Annotated in this window: 14 protein-coding genes and 1 pseudogene; 8 read left to right on the top strand and 7 right to left on the bottom strand. The window is 66.9% G+C overall.

The annotated features are described in order from the left end of the window. Positions 1-5: 5 nt before the first annotated feature. The 3 genes from ABZ371_RS05250 to ABZ371_RS05240 all read left to right on the top strand — a co-directional run bounded on the left by ABZ371_RS05250 (position 6) and on the right by ABZ371_RS05240 (position 3,187). The gene (locus ABZ371_RS05250) at positions 6-941 is read left to right on the top strand and encodes a TauD/TfdA family dioxygenase (protein WP_358673706.1); all 936 of its coding nucleotides are present in this window, start codon (positions 6-8) and stop codon (positions 939-941) included. A 121-nt stretch (positions 942-1,062) separates the two neighbouring features. Next, entirely contained in the window at positions 1,063-1,797 is a 735-nt protein-coding gene (locus ABZ371_RS05245; protein ID WP_358673703.1) for a hypothetical protein, read from the top strand. Positions 1,798-2,203: 406 nt separating this feature from the next. Further along, on the top strand, positions 2,204-3,187 hold the full coding sequence (locus tag ABZ371_RS05240; RefSeq protein ID WP_358673701.1) for a hypothetical protein: 984 nt from the start codon (positions 2,204-2,206) through the stop codon (positions 3,185-3,187). 101 nt (positions 3,188-3,288) lie between these two features. Here the strand turns inward: ABZ371_RS05240 and ABZ371_RS05235 are convergent, their stop codons facing one another. Further along, positions 3,289-4,857 carry an amino acid adenylation domain-containing protein gene (locus ABZ371_RS05235; RefSeq protein WP_358673698.1) on the bottom strand — a complete coding sequence of 523 codons (1,569 nt, stop codon included), beginning with the start codon at positions 4,855-4,857 and terminating at the stop codon, positions 3,289-3,291. Positions 4,858-4,879: 22 nt separating this feature from the next. Then, a complete protein-coding gene (locus ABZ371_RS05230; RefSeq protein ID WP_358673695.1) occupies positions 4,880-5,650 on the bottom strand; it encodes a class I SAM-dependent methyltransferase in 771 nt (256 codons plus the stop codon). A gap of 936 nt (positions 5,651-6,586) precedes the next feature. Here ABZ371_RS05230 and ABZ371_RS05225 point away from each other — a divergent pair. Continuing rightward, positions 6,587-6,865: a TIGR04141 family sporadically distributed protein gene (locus tag ABZ371_RS05225; protein ID WP_358673692.1), complete on the top strand. Its 279-nt coding sequence runs from the start codon at positions 6,587-6,589 to the stop codon at positions 6,863-6,865. Positions 6,866-7,096: 231 nt separating this feature from the next. Here ABZ371_RS05225 and ABZ371_RS05220 read toward each other — a convergent pair. Beyond that, positions 7,097-7,354: pseudogene (locus ABZ371_RS05220) on the bottom strand (transposase); the annotation flags it as partial. 156 nt (positions 7,355-7,510) lie between these two features. Between ABZ371_RS05220 and ABZ371_RS05215 the strand changes: the two are divergent. Beyond that, positions 7,511-8,095: a DUF6461 domain-containing protein gene (locus ABZ371_RS05215; RefSeq protein ID WP_358673689.1), complete on the top strand. Its 585-nt coding sequence runs from the start codon at positions 7,511-7,513 to the stop codon at positions 8,093-8,095. Between the two features lie 261 nt (positions 8,096-8,356). Beyond that, entirely contained in the window at positions 8,357-9,886 is a 1,530-nt protein-coding gene (locus ABZ371_RS05210; protein ID WP_358673686.1) for a NucA/NucB deoxyribonuclease domain-containing protein, read from the top strand. Between the two features lie 67 nt (positions 9,887-9,953). Here the strand turns inward: ABZ371_RS05210 and ABZ371_RS05205 are convergent, their stop codons facing one another. From ABZ371_RS05205 to ABZ371_RS05195, 3 genes are all read right to left on the bottom strand, one after another. Continuing rightward, on the bottom strand, positions 9,954-10,484 hold the full coding sequence (locus tag ABZ371_RS05205) for a hypothetical protein (protein ID WP_358673683.1): 531 nt from the start codon (positions 10,482-10,484) through the stop codon (positions 9,954-9,956). A gap of 19 nt (positions 10,485-10,503) precedes the next feature. After that, a complete protein-coding gene (locus tag ABZ371_RS05200; protein WP_358673680.1) occupies positions 10,504-11,445 on the bottom strand; it encodes an XRE family transcriptional regulator in 942 nt (313 codons plus the stop codon). Between the two features lie 884 nt (positions 11,446-12,329). Further along, the gene (locus tag ABZ371_RS05195; RefSeq protein ID WP_358673677.1) at positions 12,330-12,620 is read right to left on the bottom strand and encodes a hypothetical protein; all 291 of its coding nucleotides are present in this window, start codon (positions 12,618-12,620) and stop codon (positions 12,330-12,332) included. A gap of 92 nt (positions 12,621-12,712) precedes the next feature. On the opposite strand from ABZ371_RS05195, the gene ABZ371_RS05190 reads away from it, so the two are divergent. Continuing rightward, positions 12,713-13,132, top strand: a complete 420-nt coding sequence (locus ABZ371_RS05190) for a hypothetical protein (RefSeq protein WP_358673674.1) — start codon at positions 12,713-12,715, stop codon at positions 13,130-13,132. Between the two features lie 249 nt (positions 13,133-13,381). Here the strand turns inward: ABZ371_RS05190 and ABZ371_RS05185 are convergent, their stop codons facing one another. Further along, the gene (locus ABZ371_RS05185) at positions 13,382-13,999 is read right to left on the bottom strand and encodes a hypothetical protein (protein WP_358673671.1); all 618 of its coding nucleotides are present in this window, start codon (positions 13,997-13,999) and stop codon (positions 13,382-13,384) included. A gap of 240 nt (positions 14,000-14,239) precedes the next feature. Between ABZ371_RS05185 and ABZ371_RS05180 the strand changes: the two genes are divergently transcribed. Continuing rightward, complete coding sequence (locus ABZ371_RS05180) at positions 14,240-14,692, top strand: hypothetical protein (RefSeq protein ID WP_358673669.1); 453 nt, start codon at positions 14,240-14,242, stop codon at positions 14,690-14,692. The last annotated feature ends 615 nt before the right edge of the window (positions 14,693-15,307 follow it).

Below are 15,307 nucleotides of genomic sequence, written 5' to 3'. Positions count from 1 at the left end.
ACCCCGTGAGGCAGACCGTCCCTCCGCTGCCGGAAGCGCTCGTGCCCTGCTTCGACGCCGAGGGCGACGAACCGTTCACGTGGCTGCGGGAAGCGGCTGCCACGATTCGGGACCAGCGCCTGGTCCACGGAGCCGTACTCGTCCACGGCCTCCCCCTGGACGGGCCGGAGGGCCTCGTCCGGGCGCGCGACGCCCTGGGTATCGCCGCCCATACCCCCACGGAGGCGTTCAACAACCGCAGCGACTTCGGGAATGGCATCGTCTCGCCGATCACCTGGCCGGGCGATCGTATGATCTGCCCGTTCCAAGAAGCATCCTTCAGCAGGACGTTCCCCACCGTGGTGCTCACCGCGTGCCTCGCACCGCCGGACGGCGCGGGGCGGACCCACCTCGGGGACATGCGCCGGATAGCCGAGCATCTGCCGGCCCATCTCGCCGACCGTGTCCGCGCTGAAGGCTGGATGATGAGCCGGTCCTTTCACGCCAAGTTCGGGATCTCGTGGCAGGAGGCGTTCTCCGTACCGGACCGCGCCGCACTGGACGAGGTGCTCCGGGCCGCCGGGATCGAGTCCTCGTGGCTCCCCGAAGGCACGCTGCACACGATGCGCCACCGCCCCGGCTTCCTCGCCCACCCGACGACCGGGGAGGAGTGTTGGTTCAACCAGATCTCCTTCCTCAACGCCGGGAATCTGGATCCCGTCGAGCGCAGGGTCATGACCGAGACGTTCGGGAAGTACCTTCCGACGAACACCTACTTCGGCGACGGGACAACGCTGTCCGACGATGACTTGGCCGCCGTCCAGCACGCCTACGACGCGGTGCGGACCCACGTGCGGTGGCGCCGCGGCGACCTGCTGATCGCTGACAACATCATCACGGCCCAAGGCCGGTCGCCGTTCGAAGGGGCCCCCGCGTTCCTGGTCGCCCTCGGTGAGGACTAGCGCCCGGACTGGCCGGCCCGCAGCCAACAGAACCGGAAAGGCGGCCGTCGACACACGGTACGCCCCACCCCAACCATCGACTCGCTGGAACCGCCAGCGTCCGAAACCGGAGGTACAGGTTATGGTGCAGGCTCTGGCAGGGGCGTCCCTGCAGGAAGTCAAAGACCACCTGGAAGTGGTCGTGGACAGCGGGCACGGCACGACGTTCCAGGGCTCGGAGTCAGTGGTTCGTCGGCTCGCCGCACCGGCCGAACTGCGTTCTCTGATTGGCCAGATCATCGCCGACGAAGACGTTCTCACCGATGTCGCGGCCCGCTCGTACTATCACGCCAACAACTTCCTGAAGGTCGTGCTGCTGGCTGGCGACAAGAACCCCTGGCGGCTGCGTCTCCACATGTGGCATCCGCAGCCGGACGCGACAGGGAGCATCACCGAGGATATCCACTCGCACCGCTGGGACTTCACGACCGCGCTCGTGGTCGGGGAGTACTTCGCGCAGGAGTTCAGGATCGGCCCGGGTACGGAGTACCACTGCTACAAGTACCTGCCGATCGGGCAGGGAAAGACCTTCTCCCTGGTGGCGCAGGGCAAGGAACGACTGACTTCCGTGTTCGAAGCGCTCCTTCCGGCGGGGACCGTCTATCACATCGATCACCAGGTCCTGCACTGTATCTCCCGCTCCGCGGGCAAGGCTGCGGCGTCGCTGGTCCTCCAGCTGCCCGCCGTGGAGGAGTTCACCCACGTCTACCGGACCTCGCCGGTCGGCGAGCAGACGAAGACGGACATTGAAGTGCGGCGTCCGACCGTCGCCCAACTGCGTGATGAGCTACATCACTTGCTGACCTGGCTCGACTGAACGCCTCCGGCGGCGGCCCGGGGGCCCGTCCACACCCAAATTCAAGGAGGCTGCGCAGGTGCAGCGAACTCATGAGTCCCCCCCTCTACCTCGTGCACTTCCTGCCGATGCATCCGAAGCGATAGGGGAGCTTGGCCGGGCGCCCGCAGCTGAATCAGTTCGGCTGCTCGAAGACGCCGCGCAGAGAAGGCACCTTTCCGGACACGAGCTTGCGCTGGCCCGTGCGGCGCGAGAGGAGATCAAGCGACGCGCATCCCGCGTTTCCGCGTTGATCGAGAGGGTGGAGGGCATCTCGCTCACTGCAGACGAGTGTTCCCTTCTACGACCGCCCTTCGGCCGCGCCACCCATCTGCCCAGTCCCGATCGTCCGTATGTGCATCTGGCCGTTCACACGGGACGGGGCGGCGTGAGCGTCACGCCGGTCTGGGCGGCCACCATCGGTGGGAACGTGGTCATGAGCACGGTGGAGAACAGGATCAAGGCGAGAGCCACGGCGCTCGATCCGCTGGTCGCGCTGTCTGTTCCGGCCGGCGTCGGCAGTCAAGTGAGCTTCGAAGTGGGCGGCTTTCTCTCACAGTCGCCGGACTCCGAGCACAAGCTGATTCGCACCCTGGCGGAGATGTACAGCACGCGAAAGCCCGGTGAGCAGACGGACGGCAATTACACGAGTTGGGACCAGCGCGAACGGAACGAACGGCTGCGGCTGGAGGTCCTGGCTTACCGCATCCGTAGCGAGCTCGGGGATGCGCCCGTAGTGCGATCCACGTCTTACGTTCCTGCGTTGCCCCCGAGGCACAGCATGGCCGACCAGCCCCAGACCTATGAGCCAGGCGTGCACGACGCCTTCTGGGAGAAGAAGGCGAATGGCGCGGAAGACGAGCCGGGGCTGCACGAGGACCGTGACGAGCTGGCCATTCTCGGCATGACGCGCCGGGCCACGCATCGCTCCTGCAGGTCCGCAAGTCCCACCTATGGACACGTGGCCTGCCTTGACCACCAGGGCCTCCTGCGCTGTCGCCAGATCGGATTCGATGTGATCGACGTCAAGGGGGAGGACCGCATCTCGTTCCTCGTCGACAAACGCGATTGCGCTGTGCTGCTGAGGAACCCTCACGCCGCCATGTCCGTTGCCAAGTACCGCAGCGGGAGCGTCTGGCTGCAGTCCCAGGGAGTGATTCAACTCCACGACGACCCCGACATGGTCCGGGACACGACCCACCGTCTCGAGAGCCGGTACAACCGTGTTCACCATCGATTGGCATTGGACCTGAGCTGGCATGTGCGCCCGCCCGGGGACTATGTGCTGGCGTCGCTGTCCCGACAGCGGCTCAGCAGTCGATACCGGGAGACGGAGCGTTCGTTGCGTTCGGTCGAAGCCGAGGGCAAGTGATTCAGCACGGGGTTCCCCCGAAAGCCTGAGACCGCTGCTGCCGAAAGGCAGCAGCGGTCTGGCGCTTCCGCGCACCGGCCAGGAGGGCTCCGGCGACTCGATCAGGGGCGGGGAGCTCGACGCGGAGTTGCCATGTCGTGCACAGCGCGGCGGTCCAGCTTGCCTGAGTCCGTCGACGGCAACTCAGGGACGAACTGATAGCGATCCGGCGCCATGAAGGGCGGAAGGGATGCGAGCATGTGCTGCCGCAGCAACGCGTCAGGCTTTTCCGGTGCTTGGTCGGCGAGCACCACACACGCGGTCAGGAACTGGGCGCCGGCCTGGGTGTCGACCACCGTGGCGGCGGCTTCCCTGACCATCGGGTGGGCACGCAGATACGTCTCCACCTCGCCGAGTTCCACGCGGATGCCACGCACCTTGACCTGCTGGTCGTTGCGGCCCAGGTACGCGAAGGCGCCGTCCGGCAGCCGTCTGGCCAGGTCCCCGGTCCGGTAGTAGCGCACCGGCCCCTGCGGAGTGTCGAGGACGACGAAGCGTTCGGCTGTCAGTTCGGGGCGCCCCAGGTAGCCCACGGCCACGCCCGAGCCGGCTATCACCAGTTCGCCGACCTCTCCGTCCGGGACCGGCTCCATGGCCTCGCCGCGTACCTCGACGAGCAGGTGCGGCAGCGCCGTACCGATCGGCGAGCGCACGGGGCCGTCGAAGTCTTCCTGGGTCAGCACGCGACAGGTGGCGACGCAGGTCGCCTCGGTCGGTCCGTAGATGTTGACGACCTCGGGCGGCGTGCCCGGGCAGCGCGCGAGGAAGGCGGAGACGACATCAAGCTCTACGCTCTCGCCGCCCACCAGGACGTACCGGAGGGCGAGGGGAGGCTGGCCTGCCTCCTCGTGGGCGTGGGCGAGCGCCCGCAGCGTCGTGGGGACCTGTATGACGAGGGTCACAGCCTCGCGTCGAAGCAGGTCGAGGAAGTCGGGCATCGACTGCGCCACCCGGGACGGGACGACGACGGCCATCGCGCCGGCAGCCAGGGAGAGCCAGAACTGGAGGACGGACCCGTCGAAGATGAACGGGAGGAAGAGCGCGACGCGGTCCTCCGTGTCCAGGTCGACCACCGACATCACGCCGCGGACCAGGTCGAGGACGCTGGTGTGCTGGACCATGCACCCCTTGGGCGTGCCGGTCGAACCGGAGGTGTAGATCACGTACGCCAATTCGCTGCCGTCGAGGGGGACGGGCGGCGCCGGCGGGATCGTCTCCTCAGCCTCGGGGGCGAGGACACGGACATCCTTGAGCCCGCCGGCAGCGCAGTGCCCGGCGTCGCCGACAACCACCCGGATCTCAGCGTCGCGTACCAGGAAGCGCAACCGCTCCGCCGGATAGGAGGGGTCGAGCGGGACATAGGCGGCTCCGGCCTTGAGGACGGCCAGGATGGAGATCTGCGTCTCGGCCGAGCGTGGGAGGAGGATCCCCACCCGGTCGCCCGGTCGGACCCCTTCCGCCGCCAGGCGTGCGGCGATCCGGTCCGTCAGGTCGTCGAGCTCGCGGTAGCTGAGGGTCCGCTCGCCGTCTCGGAGGGCCGGGGCGGCACCACGGGCCGCAGCAACAGCGCGGAAGAGATCGGGCAGGGAAACGGCCGTGTCGAGCAGAAACCGCTGCTCTGCGGCGGTCATGGCAGCGCGCATGGTTTGCCTCTCAGGAATCCGGGACGGCCTGGGCCTCGGACGAGCCGTGGTCCTCGTACGCGTACAGCAAAGAGTCGTAGAACGCGGCGTCCGGGGAGCTGACGGTGCCGATCCGCTTCCATCGGGGTCGAATCTCCGCGGCGGCGGCGGCCACTGGGGGGGTATCGTGCTCGCCGGCCTGGCCGTCGGGTTGGCCCCGGCCGGTGAAGCAGAGGACGATGGGACGCGGGTGACGGCGCACGGAATCCTCGATCCTCTCCAGTACGGCCGAGGACACTTCCGTGGAGAACGGCTCGTAGAAGTAGAAGAGTCCGGCGTCGTCCGGGACGTCGAACCGGGTGGCGTCGGCGTGCACCACATCGATCCGGTCGCAGCCCTCGAGTGTCGCCGAGGCCTTCTCGACGTTGGCCCGGGCGATGTCGCAGAGCGTCTCTGACGCCTCGACACCGACAATGCGCCGGAAGGGGAACTCGGTAGCCTGCAGAAGAACCCGCCCCTTGCCGCAGCCGACGTCGACGAACGTCATGTCCTCGTGCTTCACGTCGCACTGGCCGAGCACGTGGCGCACCGTGCGGACCGGTGTCGGTGAGTACCGCGCGTCCCGTCCCACCTGGAGCTGGTCGCCCTGGGGGAGTTCCCACAGCTCCACGGATTCCGAGGTGTCGACATCGTGGACCGAGTCGAACGGAACCTGCCGCTCGATTCGGTCGAGCCGGTCATCGAAGATCTGCCGGTACTCCAGGGCACGGATCAACCGTGCCCGACGATCCTGGTCCGACATGGTGTCGCCCTTTCTCGATGGGTGTCCGCGGACCGACCTCCCGGCCTCGGCACGGCGGAACGTCGGTTCATCCGTGCGAAGGCGGGTCAAGGGACGACAGCACGTCCCCATCCTCGTTCAGTACATGCCGCCCGGTGCGCTGACCTGTACTGACATCCGTCAGGAACTTCGGAGAAGAACCTCCGCACCCACCGGTATCTGTTAAGAGCACTGACGAGCTCCTCGCCGCTGCCCTTGGCGTCCCGAATGGGCGGTTGTTGGGACTGCAGAAGGGCGGGTTCTGGACACTGGCATTGCCGGAGACCGTCGAAGGTGTGAAGACACCAAGACCCGACCGTTCTCCAGACGTTGGGGCCGGGCGCGACGATGATCCGGGTGGTGAGACCCCCTGCGTCGACAGCGTTCACCGTGTTGTTGGCACCGATAACGAGGACACAGTAGGCCGTGGAGAAGTCGTCGCTGATCTCGTCCCTCTCCAGCGACGATGCCGTAGGGGCAATGCTCCGGGGCCGTGCCGACTGGTGTCCGGCCGTCGAGCGGGGCACCGGCCTGGAGGCCAACGAACGGAGTCACTCCGCTGACGGCCTTCAACGCCAGGGGCGCATCGACGAGCATTCCGTCGTCGGCCCGAGCGCATCGGCGGCTTCGGACTCGACCGCTTCGGCGCCGTCGTCCGACGCAACTGCGGAACGGTCAGCGACATCCCGTTGGCCTCACCGCCTCCAGTAGTCCAAGCACATGCGGATCGAATGTTCCGAGTCGACCATCAAGCTGCCGATGACACCGCGCCGGAGGAATTCTTCAACGATCTACATGCGATAGAGGAGGTCTGCTCGCGCCCGGACCCCGCTGCCCGAACTGGATTTCGTCGATCGGCTCCGCACGCTGGACAGCCGCAGCCGCGAGGCGGTGAGCGCCCAGGCAGTCCGTGAACGCATGCTCGCCGACCCGAGTCACCCGCAGCTCAACACTGAGCTCCGGAAGGCTCCCAGGAGAGCTTCGGCTCCGCCCAGGCGTTCCGGATCAGCTCTCCCCGGCCACCGCCTACTGAACGACTTCGGAACGCTGAAGGTCGTCCTCGCGATCCTCCTGAAGGACGGGAAGGAGATCACCGTCGACTCTCACTTCGCCTTCGCTCAGGTTGCTCTCCTCCACTCGGCGCGCCGTCTGCGCGCAATGAACGCGGAGGTCGAGGTCGTAGCGATCCGACGCTGAACAGGCCTCTCGTATCTCCGAGCCCCGCTGTGCATGCGGCCGTGCCACACCAAACGGTTGTCAAAACGGCACAGTCTCACGTTGCCGCATGCGGCCCCACCAACACACAAGGGATCAACACTTTCCCGGGGGCGATAAGAAGCCTCTTGGCGGGGCGTCACGCACAGCTGTCCACCGGCAGTCCACCAGACACGGGATGAACCGCCCCGGGTTCGGTAGAGGCCTGCCCTCGCGGTCGCGAGGCACGGTTATCTCGACCGGGCCGACGTCCGTGAGCACGGTCTTGGCCCGGGTCCCGTTGCGGCTGTTGCCGCCGTTCTTCCCGGCAGGGTCGTGCTTGTCATAGCCGAGGTGGTCGGTGATCTCACCTTCGAGGGCGGACTCCAGGAGCCGCTTGGTCAGCTGCTGGAGCAGTCCGCCCTCGCCGGTCAGCTGCAGGCCCTCGGCCTGTGCCCGACCCACGAGCTCGTCGATCAGCCGGTGGTCCATGGACTTCGGCACCACGGCCTCAGACGGCTCGACGGTCTCGGCCTCGGTCACGTTGTCGCTGGTCATCGATGCATCTTCCATGATCGGGAGTTACACCGATCGTTTTACAGTCCCGTTGAAGATTGCGTTAGGTCACGTCCGGGAGGGATCGCTTTGGTGGATCTGACCGAGCTGTTCGGGGAGGCCTGGTGTGTGACGCTGGCGCCCGGGGACGCCGCGGGAGTACTGAAACGCATGGGTGCCGCGACTGTGGGGGTAATGCCCAATGGTTTGGAGCGGGCAACCGAGCGGCTCGTTCAGGGAGGCGGTAGGGGGGTGCTGCTGCTGGGGTGTGAGGTGGCGGCAGGCTGGAGTCTGGTGGTTGAACTCGAAGGCACGACCGGCTGGGTGGGCGCGAGCCAAGATGTGCTGGCAGCCCTGTCCGGGGGTGGGCGGAGTGCGGTGTGCGCGTATGAGGATCCCAACCAGTTGGTGGTCCATTTCGCGGTGGATGGTGCTGTGCTCGGCTGGCTCGATGCCGTTACAGGCAGACGCTTCGGCGACGACTTCGGCGCGGCGGGGGAGGTGCTGACCGCTGCTGGGTTCCCCGATACAGCGGCGGGCGAGCCGTCAGGCGAAGCCGCCGCGTTGGAGCCGTCCGAGCGCGCTGTGCTGGCGCTACGGGAGATGACCGGGGTCCAATTGGAAGAGGACCATTTCCACGGTCCGTGGCTCGGCGGCATCAGCGTCACCGGTGCGTGAGACCACCCAGGGCCGCTTCTTCTTACGAGGCGGGAACAACCAACCGGGGAATAACTTCCGCTATGCGCTCTCAGGAGTGACTTACGGGCGTACGCCCCCTTGTGCGCCTTGTATCGCTTCGTAACCCCCTGTCACGCTCGGTGACGCGTCATCACCACATGCCCTGATCGGGTGGACGACTTGGCCTGCCCACGGGGCCAGTACGCGAGGGGGAGTTCCATGATGCCGTACCGCAGGCCATGGCGTGCCAGAGCATTGGCCGTGGCCACCGCAGCCGCACTTCTCGCCTCACCCGTTCACCTGGCCACCGCCCAACCCGCACCCACCGACCCGCAGTCCGCCAAGCCCTCCACGGCCAGGACCGCAACCATCACCATGAAAGTCGGCATCAGCCAGAAGGAGCTGTCCGGACTGCGCGCCCAGGCACGGCAGGCCCGCGCGCGAGGTGCAACCAGCCTTCCGGTGCCCGCCCCCACCGTGCAGTCCAGCAAGCGGCCGGCCTCCGGCGAAGCGTCGGCGCGTAGTGTGTGGCCGGCGCTCACGCTGCTGAGCGGCCAGCAGATGTCGGATGCGGCGGCCGCTGCGAATCCGCAGCCGCCTGCCCCGGCCGGGGACGCGGTGCCGTTCGTCGCGGCGCCGATCACAGAGCGGCCCGACGCGGCGCTGAACGAGGCGTGCTTCAAGGGCGACAACGTCGAAACGGGTATCGGCCGGGTGTACAACCGCTTCACCTACTGCACCCGCTACAACATCAAGGTCGTGTACTGGTCGATCGACAACAAGGGCATCCCGATCGAGGAGGAAGGCACCACCTCCGCCAAGCTGGAGGTCTTCGCCCAGGGCGACGACCACGAACGCCGGGCCCGCGTCTTCGCCCAGATCCAGAAGGACTCCGTCGACTACGACTGGGGGCCGATCGACAACATCTTCGTCGCACCCAACGTCCCCCTGTCCCTGCTGGGCCAGTGCGTACAGGACTCCGACGTCTGCCACGCCACCCGCGGCTCCTACACGATGCCGTGGGCGACCTGGGACAACAACCCCGACTGGGCCTGGTGGGACACCTACAACCACGAACAGGTCAGCGAGGGCCGCGACAAGATCTCCTACAACCAGTGGACGGTCGAGTTCTTCACCGACAACCAGGAGTACAAAACCCTCACCCGCGGCCGCACTCCCGGCCGCATGCTGCGCTGCGACTCCGCCGCCTACTTCAATCTCGGGAAGGCGAAGTACCCCAAGGCGTGCGTGTTCAGCGAGGTCACCCCGTACCTCACCTACACCCTCGGATCCACCCACCACGCCGTCGCCGAACACATCGACGCCGCCCACAACCGCCCCAACACCACCTACCCACTCCTCGCCGCCCCCGGCGTGCCCTGGCCCCGCAACAAGTACATCCCCGGCAAGTACATCGCCGGGAACCCGGACGCACCGGGCCTGCACCGCATCACGAAGAAGCTGCACCCCGTCGAGTCCAAGGCGAATAAGGACCACAAGGACGGCGCCTGCTTCAAAACCGGGCCTCAACGGCTCACCTACCTCGACACCGGCCTGCCCACCCGCCCACCGTCCGGTGAGCAGTGCGACGAATACCCCTTCGCCTCCACCCTCGAAGGCGCAGGCCACCCCAAACCCGACTTCTCCGTGAAGTCCATCCCCGCCACCGACAACCGCGTCGCCGGCGGCATGCTCCGCAAGTACTACGTCGACGACCGCATCCTCGCCTGGGACGCCTCCCTGCCGCGCCCCTACCAGACCAACGACCGCTTCTACATCCACATCCAGTAGCTCTGCACGCAGGCACTCGATGGAGGGCGGCCCCAGAAATCCGGGTGCGCACCGTCGAGTGCCGTGGTCAACGACGCTGCCCGTGAGCTCGGTGTCGGTAAGGGGCGGAGCGCATTTTCCCTTCGCATCCGGCTGGTTCGACGGGTGGCGGTCGAGACGGGCGGGTGCCATAACTTGGTTGACCAACAGCCACGCCACGCTCAGCACACCACTGTGCCTCAGTGTGATCAGGATGGCGGCGAGCTGCGGCCAGACGTGAGCTGACGGCCGCCGGGTCAGTGCCGGTCACGGTCGCGATCTTGTCGACGCTCAGCTGAAGCTCCTCGTGGAGGAGCAGGGTCTCTTCCACCGGGGTCAGGGTGTGTCCGCTGCGCCGGGCAACGGTCTGCGTGTGGCGGTACCAGGCCCAGGCTGCCGGGTCGGGTTCGCGGACGATGGTGCTCCAGTGGCTGGCGACGAGGTCGAAGAGGTGGGAGACCGCGATCTTGGCTTCCTCCGGGGCGAGGCAGGCCGCGGCGTAGTCGCGGTAGGCAGGGCGGTGGAGGTCGTAGAAGGCGTAGAAGGAATTGGTGAGGACGGTGGCTGGTGCTGGTCTCATAACTTTCTCGCGATTGTGGTCAGCCGAACGCGGCGGCGGGGACGGTGCCGGTGTTCCCGGCCCTGACGGCGGAATGGGCCTTGCGCCACAGTGGCCGGGTGTTCTCGGGCATGCTCTGGAGGGCGATGGTGAGTGGCCGCACGACGTGCCACCCCGGAACGCCGGGTCCTTCGAGGGCCTGGCGCACTTCGGCCTTGGTGATGGTGCGCTGGGTGGACGTAAGGATTCTTGCGTGGCTGGGGGATCCGGCTGCGTAGTGCAGGGCACGCAGATAGGCGCGCAGGGCGAGGACGGGGTCGGTGGTGGTCTCCACGCTGTTGGCGGCCTCCCACAGGGGCACGACCAGGTTGATGTCAGCGCCGCACTTTTCGGCGATCGACCTCACGTGGTGAAGGGCGACATCGCGGTCACCGGAGAGCATGCGCGAGACGTAGGACGGGTCGATATTCATGTGCCGAGCGAGGGTGGCCTGAGGGACCCGGGACTGCTTCCACATGCGCGTCAGTGCGCAGGCCAGGCGTTGGCGGGGCAGGCGCAGCAGATTCTTCGTGGTGCGTACGTCGTCGGCCGCGGTGGCGGCGGTACGGGAGGTGCGCAGGGGGCGGGCTCGCGTGGCGAGCTGCTGGTCGATGGAGCGGGGGTTGTACTTCTTGCGGATGCGGTCCTCGCTGAGGCGGAGGTCGGGTGCGAGATCGCTGAGGGGCAGTCCGTGGGATCTGTGGCGTACGACGAGGGCCGCGGTGCCTTCCTGGACGAGGGTGGCCAGAGTGTCGAAGAGTTGGAGGAGCTCGGAGGTGGTGGAGGTGGGGTCGAAGGCGCGGTGGAGGAGGTTGTCGGTGACGACGACGGCGTCTTCGGCGATGTCGCGGATGGCTTCGGTGCAGTGGCCGGCCCGGCCGGCGTCGACGGCGGGGCCTTTGCGGGTCGGCAGCTGAGGGTCGGGGTGCGAACGGGTGGACATAGAAGGTCTCTTTCGGGGTGCGGAGGCGGGTATTTGTGCCCGCCGCCCGTTGGCGCGATGAGGAGATTGACGCAGGGTCAGTGGGGCGGGAGCGAAGGCTCCTGCCCCACGAGCCTTCGGTCAGCGGCGGCGGATCCCATGGCGGACCAGGAACGATCCGTGAGAGGCCGTCAAGAAAAGCGCCAGGAAGGGCAGCACCCAGGGCGTGAGAAGGCCCGGGACCGTCAGCAGGGTGGTGCAGAAGACGCCAGTGGGCAGGCTTCCGCGAACCATGACAGTGGTGACATCCCACCGCTGGGTTTCAACCACTCGCGGGGCAGGGATGATACGTTCACGGCTCAGTTTCCCCGCAGGCGCAATTGCACGGGCAGGGAGACGGAATCGATGTCGGTTGGGCACGAGGGAACTTCCTTCCTTCAAGGTGTTGAACAGACGTTGTGGAGCAAGCAAGACCCCGGTGAGGCGACCAACCAGAAGCCGGGGTCTTTGCCTGCCCGGCGTGAACCGGGAATCGGACAGTACTACCAAGCGGAGCCGCGCGGTGCCACAACGTAGTGCCGTGGGTATGGATACCCGCCATCCGTCGTAGCGCTGACCCCGGCAAGCCTCAGGGCAGAAACGGTCATGGTTCGATCGGATTCGATCGCCCGGAATGGGCATACACCTCAACCGGCGTGAATCGGTACCGGTCACGTGCGCCCGCTCGATCCACCGCCACCCCCGCGCTACCACCGCGCTCCCCCTCCGGGCCCTCCCGACCCCACCCCGACTTGTCAACAAACCATGCCTCTCGGACATCTGATACTCACTCGAACGACCCGGGCCAGGCCCACACCGGACACCTCACCTCGCTCATGCCTGCCCCCAGGTGGTGTAGCCGAGGTTCAGGTGCCCGAGCCGGGAGTACTGCTGTGCTTGGTCGACCACTGGTGGCTGAACAGGCACCTGGTCGACGGCTCGCCGGACTGGTCGATGTGGTCGAAGACGACACTGTGGCCCTTCAACCCCCGCACCCGCCAGGCACGGACCTGCTCGCGGGTCGGGTCACCAAGGACGAGCTCCTGCTCCTGGTCGTCACCATAGGTCGGGTCGGGCATGGCGACCAGACGCGGCGCGGGCAGTACGACCGTCGCCATCGGCGCTGCCGGAACGTCGTCGGCCGGCTGCGCTGCCACGGTTTCGGCACGAGCCTGAGCTGCGGCGGCCTGCTGCTCGCGGATCTGTGCCCACTGGTGTTCGCGGATCCACGCCTGGGCGGTGATGTCTGGTGCAGTTGCTGCTCGGTTGCCGTGCGGCGCTCGGTCTCCGAGGCGTGCAGCGGCATCGTCACCTCGACGGCGGCCGCCACCGCACGGCACTGGTCGCGGCGGTCAACTTGCTTCTCCTCGCAGCGAGGGCGGTCCCGTCCAGTGTCGAGCAGCACGCGGTCATCGCACCGCGCGTCGCCGCACCGCTGGCGCTGGGGCAGGGCCTGGCCGATCAGCCGGCCCACCGGATCTTTGATCGGCCCGGCCAGCCGCATTCGGTCCTCCAGGCGCCGGGCGAGGCCCTGCGGCGCGTCCATACGGCCGGCAAACCCGACCACCCGGGCCAGCTCGCCACGGGCCGCAGCCTTCACCAGCTTTCGGGCGGCCGGACGTTCCAGGCACGCCCACACCAGATCGACCGGAGCCAGGGAAGCCCGTAGATCCTGCGGCGGCAGAGGCACCCGCCCCGGATGGAGCGCGGCGCCCCCCACTGGACCCACACCACCGGTGACGGGGACGGCTGGGAGGAAAATGCCCTGGTCAAGGTGCTGTAGGACGGACAGCCCGGCCGACGGTCCCCATGATTGAGTGTCCGGACCACCCAGGGAGGGGAAAGCGATGAACGACGCCGGTCCAGAGTTTCCCGCAGTGTTTGACCAGGAGTTCGTCCGGCAGGACGGACACCGGGGCTACTTCGGCAGAAACGTGCTGAAAGGGCTGGTGGACGGGATGGAAGGCTTTCTGGAGGAGAAGCGGCGCACGCCGGGATCTAGGCCGTCTCTTTCGGACTGCGGCTGCTCGATGAAGCGATCGAGCACGCGCGGTCGCACCCCGAGGGCGACACCTGGTACGCGGCCTGGGTCCTGTCCGACGTGCTTGCTGAAGCTGGCCGCACTGAGAAAGCCGCCGCAGTCCTCGAACGGCACCCGACAGTCGGCTGCTCTCTCTGTGCCGAGCGTTTCATCGACCTCGGCCGCATCGAAAACGCTGTACGAGTCCTCCAGCAGCCGATGAGCAAACCGACCACACCCGCCTGGGACGGCGACTACTTCACCGAACCACCGTTCTGACAGCTCGGAGTGGTATGTGCCACCACGTCTCCACTGTACGTAGCAGGCCCGTTCGGTCGTTGCCCACGTCGTCTTCGGCGGCGTCCGGGTCCCGGAGAGGGCGCAGGCCCTGGCCGGCCTGCTGGCCTTGATGTTGAACGGGTAGCGGCCCATGAAGTTGATGTGCCGGTCCTTGAGCGGGGAAAGGCGGGGGTCACCAGCGGCGTGGTGGGCGAGGAAGAGCTGACGGTGCAGCATCTCGCTTTCCTCGGCTGCGAGGAGGCCTCGGATCCCGCCCGTCACCTGCCTTTCTGAATAGTCCGGCCAAGCGAAGGGCGCTCGAAAGCACCATCCCGAGGACTTGCTTCTGGCCACTGCGGACCCCCAGGCTCTGGACCGCGGAAGGTCAGGTGCCACTCCTCACAAGTCGCCAAGGGCTCGGACCTGGTGTTGAGCAGGTTTGCGCCTGGTAGGCCAAGGACCGCTATGGTCGGCTGTGTGAAACTCCTGGATGCTCAGCATGTCGATGCCCACGTCGACTACTACGGTCTCAGTTTGCAGGATGCTGACGACAGTTGGTTGCCATCGATGTTCCCCGATGGGTTTGCTCAGGGACCCTTTCTCTCAGAACAGCGGGGGCGCATCGACTTCACAAGTGCTGGCCATACTCAGACCGTGTCCTTCGATGTGCAGGTATGGGATGGTCCGGCTCCGACGCCGGAAGGGGTGTGGGACGAGTCCGCGACCGCCCGTATCGAGTGTCGTTCCGGGGAGCTGCGGCTGTGGGCTGTCGCAGGCGGGCCCGCCCCACACACCATTACTCTGTCGCGCGCACCGGGGACATGGAATGTGCGCGTCCAGTGCCGGGGACGTGAGGCTGCGGCGCGGGAGTGCGTCGTGGGTGTTCCTCATGGGTTGGAGCAGTATCTGGCCCAGTTCTGGCCGGCCTGATGCCCGGGGCGGGCTTGCGGTGCGGTGGCCCGCCCCGGGCCTCGATCAGCTGGTGATCTTGACGAGATAACCGTCGTCAGGCCCGTCGAGCAAGCGGTACTTGGAGTAGAACTGGCCGAGGAGATTGCCGCGTTCCCGTTCTCCGTACCGTCCAACGCCATGACGCTGAAGTTGTTGGGGAGCTGGTACGGATCGTATTCAGAGCCTGCGGCACCTTGGTATGTTGCGGCGAAGGGGTACTCGTCGCACTGCTTTCCGCCGTCTGCGTAGTTGGCTCCGAAGTACTTCACGCAGCTGCTGACGGCGACGGAGCGATTTCTGTCCCGCCGAGCAGTGTCGGCGTACAGTCGAGTTAGCGGCGCATCGGTATTCTGACCAGGCAGCTTCTTGGTGGAGCTTGGCGGCTGGGTCTGCCCTGGGGTGTTGAACCCCTTCTCGATATGCAGAGCAACGGCACGTTCAGGAGCACCGGCGGCCTTGCTGTAGTACAGCGTGCCGACGTAGCTGAAGGTCGCTGCACGGGACTGCTGCACGAGTAGGTGACAGTGGGTTTATGCAGCCAGGGCTGCGGGTGGGGTCATGATGGCTTCGTACTCGATGGGGGTCAATCGGGCC

Source organism: Streptomyces sp. NPDC005899, assembly GCF_040629645.1.
In the GTDB taxonomy this organism is placed as follows: Bacteria; Actinomycetota; Actinomycetes; order Streptomycetales; family Streptomycetaceae; genus Streptomyces.
This window is presented reverse-complemented; position numbering and strand designations above follow the sequence as displayed.

Coding starts and splice junctions, on each gene's coding strand:
- ABZ371_RS05225 (WP_358673692.1), top strand. CDS start 6,587: ATGCTCGCCGACCCGAGTCACCCGCAGCTCAACACTGAGCTCCGGAAG.
- ABZ371_RS05230 (WP_358673695.1), bottom strand. CDS start 5,650: ATGTCGGACCAGGATCGTCGGGCACGGTTGATCCGTGCCCTGGAGTAC.
- ABZ371_RS05235 (WP_358673698.1), bottom strand. CDS start 4,857: ATGACCGCCGCAGAGCAGCGGTTTCTGCTCGACACGGCCGTTTCCCTG.
- ABZ371_RS05205 (WP_358673683.1), bottom strand. CDS start 10,484: ATGAGACCAGCACCAGCCACCGTCCTCACCAATTCCTTCTACGCCTTC.
- ABZ371_RS05185 (WP_358673671.1), bottom strand. CDS start 13,999: ATGCTGCACCGTCAGCTCTTCCTCGCCCACCACGCCGCTGGTGACCCC.
- ABZ371_RS05200 (WP_358673680.1), bottom strand. CDS start 11,445: ATGTCCACCCGTTCGCACCCCGACCCTCAGCTGCCGACCCGCAAAGGC.
- ABZ371_RS05245 (WP_358673703.1), top strand. CDS start 1,063: ATGGTGCAGGCTCTGGCAGGGGCGTCCCTGCAGGAAGTCAAAGACCAC.